At 66.3% G+C, this 6406-nt stretch carries 2 protein-coding genes and 1 pseudogene; 1 reads left to right on the plus strand and 2 read right to left on the minus strand.

The genetic code is table 11. The features are described from left to right. Positions 1 to 253: 253 nt before the first annotated feature. On the plus strand, positions 254 to 1330 hold the full coding sequence (gene rnd / locus RT551_RS20935) for a ribonuclease D (RefSeq protein WP_313462073.1): 1077 nt from the start codon (positions 254 to 256) through the stop codon (positions 1328 to 1330). 245 nt (positions 1331 to 1575) lie between these two features. Here rnd and RT551_RS20940 read toward each other — a convergent pair whose 3' ends face one another. Beyond that, complete coding sequence (locus RT551_RS20940; protein WP_313462071.1) at positions 1576 to 3894, minus strand: TonB-dependent receptor; 2319 nt, start codon at positions 3892 to 3894, stop codon at positions 1576 to 1578. Between the two features lie 287 nt (positions 3895 to 4181). Continuing rightward, positions 4182 to 6347, minus strand: a pseudogene (locus tag RT551_RS20945) (methyl-accepting chemotaxis protein); the annotation flags it as partial. Positions 6348 to 6406: the final 59 nt, after the last annotated feature.

The following is a 6406-nucleotide window of genomic DNA, read 5'->3' on the forward strand; positions in this document are numbered from 1 at the left end:
TCGGCCTCGTCCTGCCCGCCGATGGTGACCTGCGCCGGCGTCGGTGCCTTGGCCGGCGCGTCGGGCTCGGCCGGGCGCGCCGCCCCAGGCGGGGCTTCATCGGGGGAGCAGGCCGTGGCGGTGAACAGCACCGTGGCCAACAGCAGCGTCAGGGGACCGGGGGTTCGCAGCATGTGTTCATCATAACGGCGCGCGGGCCGGTGCAGGCGCGTTATCCTGCCCGCCTGAGCATTCCCGCAGCATGGAACCCTACGTGGCCTATTGGATCAAAACCCCGGCGGAACTGGACGAACGCTTCCGCCAGCGCCCCACCCGCATCGGCCTGGACACCGAATTCATCCGCGAACGCACCTATTGGCCGCAGCTGGCCCTGGTGCAGATGGCCGTTGGCGACGAGGTGCTGCTGATCGACCCGCTGATTCCCGGCATGAACGAAGCGCTGGCCCAGTGGCTGGCCGACACCTCGATCCTGAAGATCATGCACAGCGCCAGCGAAGACCTGGTCACCTTCAAGGTGGCCTGTGGCGTGCTGCCGCGCCCGCTGTTCGACACCCAGATCGGCGCGGCGCTGGCCGGCATCGGCGGCGGCATGGGCTACCAGAAGCTGGTCACCGCGATCACCGGCGTCACCCTGGCCAAGGGCGAGACCCGCTCGGACTGGATGCGCCGGCCGTTGTCCGACGCCCAGCTGCAGTACGCCGCCGATGACGTGGAATACCTGTTTGCCCTGCACGACGCGATCGAGGCCAAGCTGCAGGAACAAGGTCGCCGCCAATGGCTGGACGACGATGCCGAGCGCCTGCTGTCCAGCGTGGAGCATGACGAGGAGCGCTGGCCGCACGTGGCGATGCGCTCGGCGCAGTTCATGGATGCCGCGTCACAGCTGCGCCTGTTGCGCCTGCTGCGCTGGCGCGACGTGCAGGCGCGCAGCAGCGACCGCCCGCGCAGCTGGATCCTGGACAACGAGCTGGCGGCACAGTTGGCGCGTACCCCGCCTGCTGACCAGGAGGCGCTGGGCAAGGTTTTCGATGGCTTCCCCAAAGCACCGCGCAAGCTGGCCGGCGCGGTGTGGCAGGCGCTGGTGACGCCGTTGGAGGATGAAGCGCAGGCACCGCTGGCCTTGCCGGCCAATGATGGCAACAAGCAGGCGTTGAAGAAGCTGCAGGACGCGGTGAGTGCGCGCACGGCCGAGCTGGGGCTGCCCGATGGCGTGCTGGCCTCGCGCAAGCATCTGGAGAGTTATCTGGAAAGCCGGCAGTGGCCGGCCGCGCTGGCGGGTTGGAGGCAGGCGGAGTTGGAATCGCGTTTGCAGGCGGCGTTGCCGGCGTAAACGCATGTGGTGACACGCCATGCGTGTCATCGCGTTGATCGGGCACCACGTATGACACGCATGGCGTGTCACTACGGTTCACCAGGCATTGCGCGTGGACCGTCGGATCACCCCGGGATTGCACGTGGACCGTCGGCGGTAGAGTCGGTCGCAAGACGACTGCCGATAACGCCAATCAGCGCATTAACGACGTGCACCCCACCGAATCAACAAGGCCCCGCATCCGCGGGGCCTTGCTTTTCACATCACCAGTTCAGATTCAACGAAACCCCCACGGTCCGCGGTTCGTTATAAACCGCCGCCATGTAGTTCTCGATCACACCCTTCAGGTTCTTCTCGTTGGTGATGTTGCGCGCAAACGCCGCCACTTCCCAGGCACCGTAATTGCCCGAATAGCCCAGCTTCAACCCACCTTCAAAGCTGCCCTTGGAATTGAACTCGGCCGAGTCATACAGCACGAAGCTGGTATAGCCCTGCTTGTTCCAGTCGGTGGACACGAAGAACACGTCGGCATCGTTCACCGGAATGTCATAGCGCGCGGCGAAGTTCAGGTTGTACTTCGGTGCGTTCGGCAGCGGGTTGCCGTTGATCTGCGCGAAGGTGTTGGCCCCCACCTTGATGGTCGGGTCGTACACATCGCACACCACGGCACCGTTCAGCGCACACACCTGGGCATACACGCGGTCATCCTGGATTTCGCTGTGCAGCCAGCTGAAACCGGCGCTCAGGCTCAGGTTCGGAATCGGGCGCAGCTCCATGTCCGCTTCCACGCCGTAGGCCTTGGCCTTGTCTGCGTTGAACAGCACGCCGTTGCCGTTGGAATCGTTGCCGTTGAGCTGGATGTCGTTGACCGTGTAGGTGAACGCCGCCGCATTCAAACGCAGGCGGTTGTCCCACAGGCTGCTCTTCACGCCTGCTTCCCACGACAGAATCGTTTCCGAATCAGCAGTGGTGAAGTCGGCATTGAACACCGCCGAGCGGCCCTGGATGGTCGGGCCGCGGAAGCCACGGGCGACCTTGGCGTACACGCTCACCTGCGGGTTGAACGCGTACATCGCACTCACGTCCCAGCTGGGGGTGGTATCGGCCATTTCCACGTCGGTGCGGCCACGGTAGGTGACCACGCCGGCAGCGGTGTCGGCGGTCTTCAGCAGACGGGTGCGCTTCTCGTCGCGGGTCTGGCGCAGGCCGGCGGTCAGGGTGAACTTGTCGGTCACGTCGTAGCTGACCTGACCGAAGCCGGCCCACGAAGTGTTGGTGTTGCGCAGGCGCACCCAGTTGTTCGGGTTGCGGGCGGTGCCCTGCAGGAACCAGGCGCGCTGGTAGAAGTCGGTGGTGTCGCGGCCGTCGAAGTAGAACGCGCCGACCTGCCACTTCAGGCGGTTGCTGTCGGCGTTGGCCAGGCGGATTTCCTGGGTCCACTGGTCGAGGTCACGGATCTGGCCCATCGACTGGCCGTAGCCATTGGCCACGCCGTTGACCGGGAAGTCCGCCGCCGCGCCACCGTCGGTGTCGCCACGGCTGTAGCCGGAGGTGGTTTCGTAGGCGGTGATCGAGGTCAGCGAGATGTTGCCGAAGTCGTACACGGCCTTCACCGAACCGCCGTAGGTCTTGTACGCCTGCGGGTTGTTGTCGGCTTCGTCGTAGGCCACCGAATCACGCGGCGCGTCGGTCTTGTTCGAGCCGCGAGTCAGTGCACCGCGCAGGAACAGGGTCGAGGTGCCGTCGTAGTCGCGGGCGTGGGCCGAGGCCAGCAGCGAGAAGTTGTCGCTGGGCTGCAGCAGCAACTGCGCGCGCACGTTGCGGTCGTCGAAGCCGCCCATGGTGTCCTTGCGCGGGCTCACCGTGCCATCGGCGCTGGGGCCGGTGTAGGTGTTGTCCACGTAGTCATCGCGGTGCTGGTACAGCGCCGACACGCGGAACGAGGCGATGTCGTTGATCGGGCCACCGAAGCCGCCGTCCACCGCCACGCTGCCATAGCTGCCGTAGCTGGCCTGCACGCGGCCGCTGTAGTCCTGGCTGGGCTTGATGGTGTCGAACTTGACGATGCCGGCGGTGGTGTTGCGGCCGAACAGCGTGCCCTGCGGGCCACGCAGCACTTCAATCTGGTCCACGTCGTAGACCGGGTTGGACTTCAGCACCACGTGTTCCAGCACCACGTCGTCCTGGATGATCGACACCGGCTGCGAGGCACCCAGGTAGAAGTCGATGTTGCCCAGGCCGCGGATATAGAAGCGCGGGAAAATGCGGCCGGTGGTGGTTTCGGCATAGAAGCTGGGCACCTTGCCGGACAGCGCCAGCAGGGTGTCGTCGCCACCGGCGGTGAAGTCGCGGATCTTCTCGCCCTGCACCACACCTACGGAAACCGGCACTTCCTGCAGGTTGCGTTCGCGGTGGTCGGCGGTCACGGTGATCGCGTCCAGCGACGTGGGGGTGGCGTCCTGCGCCAGAGCGGTGCCGCTCAGGCCCAGCAGCGTGGTGCAGGCCAGCGCCAGCGCGTGCGGGCGCGGCGAACGGGACATGCGGAAAGAGGCAATACGGGAGGTGTCGCGATGGGCAGACATGAAGGTCTCGGTCAGTGAACGGCGTAGAGCCGGGCTTGCCCGGCTGCACGTTGCGGCATCATGGAAAGTGGATGTTGCAGTCTGGTTTCAGGGCGTTGCGGGGGACGGCCTTCCGTCCCCTACCCTGATCTGCTGGCTGACGGCCGGGATCAATGGCGCGGATTATGCCCGCTCATCGCCCGGACCGGTATGCCCGATCCTGTCCGTTCAAATATTTCCGACCCATACGACCTTAGATCCGGCGGTGGCGTCTGCAGCTCCCCAACCACAGACGCCACCGCACCCGATCAGGCCGCGACGCGCTCCTTGCGCGCGGGCTGCGCGTCGGCCAGGCGGAATTGCCCGACCGATTGCTGCAGCTCGGACGACTGCGCGTTGAGAGCACGCGCAGCGGCCGAAGCCTCCTCGACGAGGGCAGCGTTCTGCTGGGTCACACCATCCATCTGCACGATGCTCTGGTTGACCTGCTCGATCCCTGCCGCCTGTTCCTGGCTGGCGTTGGCGATCTCTTCGATCAGCCCACCCAGCTCGCTTACCGAGGCCACCACGCGTTGCAGGGTCTGCCCCGCCTGGCTGGCCAGTTCATTGCCGTCGGCCACCTGGGCCACCGAGGCCTCGATCAGCCCCTTGATTTCCTTGGCCGCGCTGGCCGAACGCTGCGCCAGTGCGCGCACTTCCGAGGCCACCACCGCAAAGCCGCGACCTTCTTCGCCGGCACGCGCGGCTTCCACCGCTGCGTTCAGCGCCAGGATGTTGGTCTGGAAGGCAATGCCGTCGATCACCGCAGTGATGTCGGCAATGCGGTGCGAGGACGCCTCGATGCCGGCCATGGTCTGCACCACCTGCGCCACCGCGGCACCGCCCTGTGCGGCCACGTCGGAGGCCTCAGCAGCCAGACGGTCGGCACGGCGCGCGTGATCGGCGTTCTGCTTCACCGCGCTGGTCAGTTCTTCCAGCGATGCTGCGGACTCTTCCAGGCTGGCGGCCTGCTGTTCGGTGCGGCGCGACAGGTCGTCGTTGCCGGCCGCGATCTCGGCCGAGGCCGTGGCCACCGATACCGCCGCCTGCTGGATGCCGCCGACAATGCGGGTCAGCTGCGCCACGGTGGCGTTGGCGTCGTCACGCATGGTGGCGAACACGCCCTGGAAATGGCCTTCGATGCGACCGCGCAGGTCGCCCTCGGCCAGCGCCCGCAGCAGGCCCGACAACGCGGCCAGGTTGCGGTCAGCGGTGATCATCAGGGTGTTCAGGCCCTGCACCATTTCCTTGAAATCGTGGCGGTACGCATCGGCGTCGCCGCGCACGCTGAAGTCGCCGGCAGCCGCCGCGTCCACCAGGCGCTTGATCTCACCGTTGATGTCCTGCAGGCGGCTGCGCACGCCGTTGACCGCTTCGGTGATGCGGGCCTTTTCGCCCGGCAGCGGCTCCATCTTTTCGGACAGATCACCATCGGCGTAGCGGGCAATCAGCGCCACCACGCGCATCTTCACTGCGATGTGGGCGTCCACCAGCTCATTGGTACCTTCGACCATGGTGCGGAATTCGCCCTGGAACGCACTGGCATCAATGCGATGGCTGATGGTGCCTTCAGCGTGCTGCGCGCTCATTTCATTCTGTGCGGCGATGATCTCGCGCAGCTTGTCCTGCATCTGGCGCAGCGCGGTCATCAGCTGGCCCACTTCGTCCTGGCTCTTCACCGTGATGGTGCGGTCCAGGCGGCCGGCGGCGACGTCGCGCGCCACCTGCCCTGCCGCAGCCAGCGGCACGGTCAGCATGCGACGCACCACCAGCACCAGCGCCACGATCACCGCCAGCAGGCCCAGGCCGGAGACCAACGCGGTCTGCAACATGAGTTTGTTGAGCACGGCGGCCAGCACCGAGGTCGGCTCCAGGCCCAGCACGGTCCACTTCCACGGGCCGTAGGTCTGCGCGGTGACGAAATAGGCCTGGGCCGGTGCATCCTTGCTGGGACGCAGGTGCAGCGTGGCTTCGGTAACGGTGCCGGCCAGCAGGGCCTCGAGCTGCGGCTTGTCGGCCTCGTCCACCAGCGCCGGCAGCTTCTCGCCTTCGCCGTAGCTGGCCGCCATCAGGGTGCCGAAGTCGTCGCCCGCGCGGGTGTTCACGGCCAGGAAGTGACCTTCCTTGCCCAGCTTGGAATCGCGCAGGCGGGCCTTCAGGGCGGCCAGGCCGTCGGTGTAGTTCTGCCCGATGAAGGCGATCGCGGTCACTTCACCGGCGGCGTCCTTCAGCGGCATGTAATGGGTCATGTAGTCCACGCCGAACAGACGCGCCGGACCGGTGTAGGCCTCGCCGGCGATCATCTTCGGGTAGGCCGGGCTGGCATGGTCCAGCACCGTGCCCATCGCGCGGTTGCCTTCGGCATTGCGCAGCGAGGTGGTGACGCGCACGAAGTCGTCGCCGTCGCGCACGAACACCGTGGCCACGCCGCCGGTGGCTTGGTAATCCCCCCACTTCTAGCTGTCGCCAAAAGTGGAACTAGGCCGCCAATGCC

Source organism: Stenotrophomonas sp. (assembly GCF_032103445.1).
Lineage (GTDB): Bacteria > Pseudomonadota > Gammaproteobacteria > Xanthomonadales > Xanthomonadaceae > Stenotrophomonas.

Excerpts from the sequence above, each read along its gene's own strand:
- RT551_RS20940 (WP_313462071.1), bottom strand. The coding sequence starts at position 3,894 with ATGTCTGCCCATCGCGACACCTCCCGTATTGCCTCTTTCCGCATGTCC.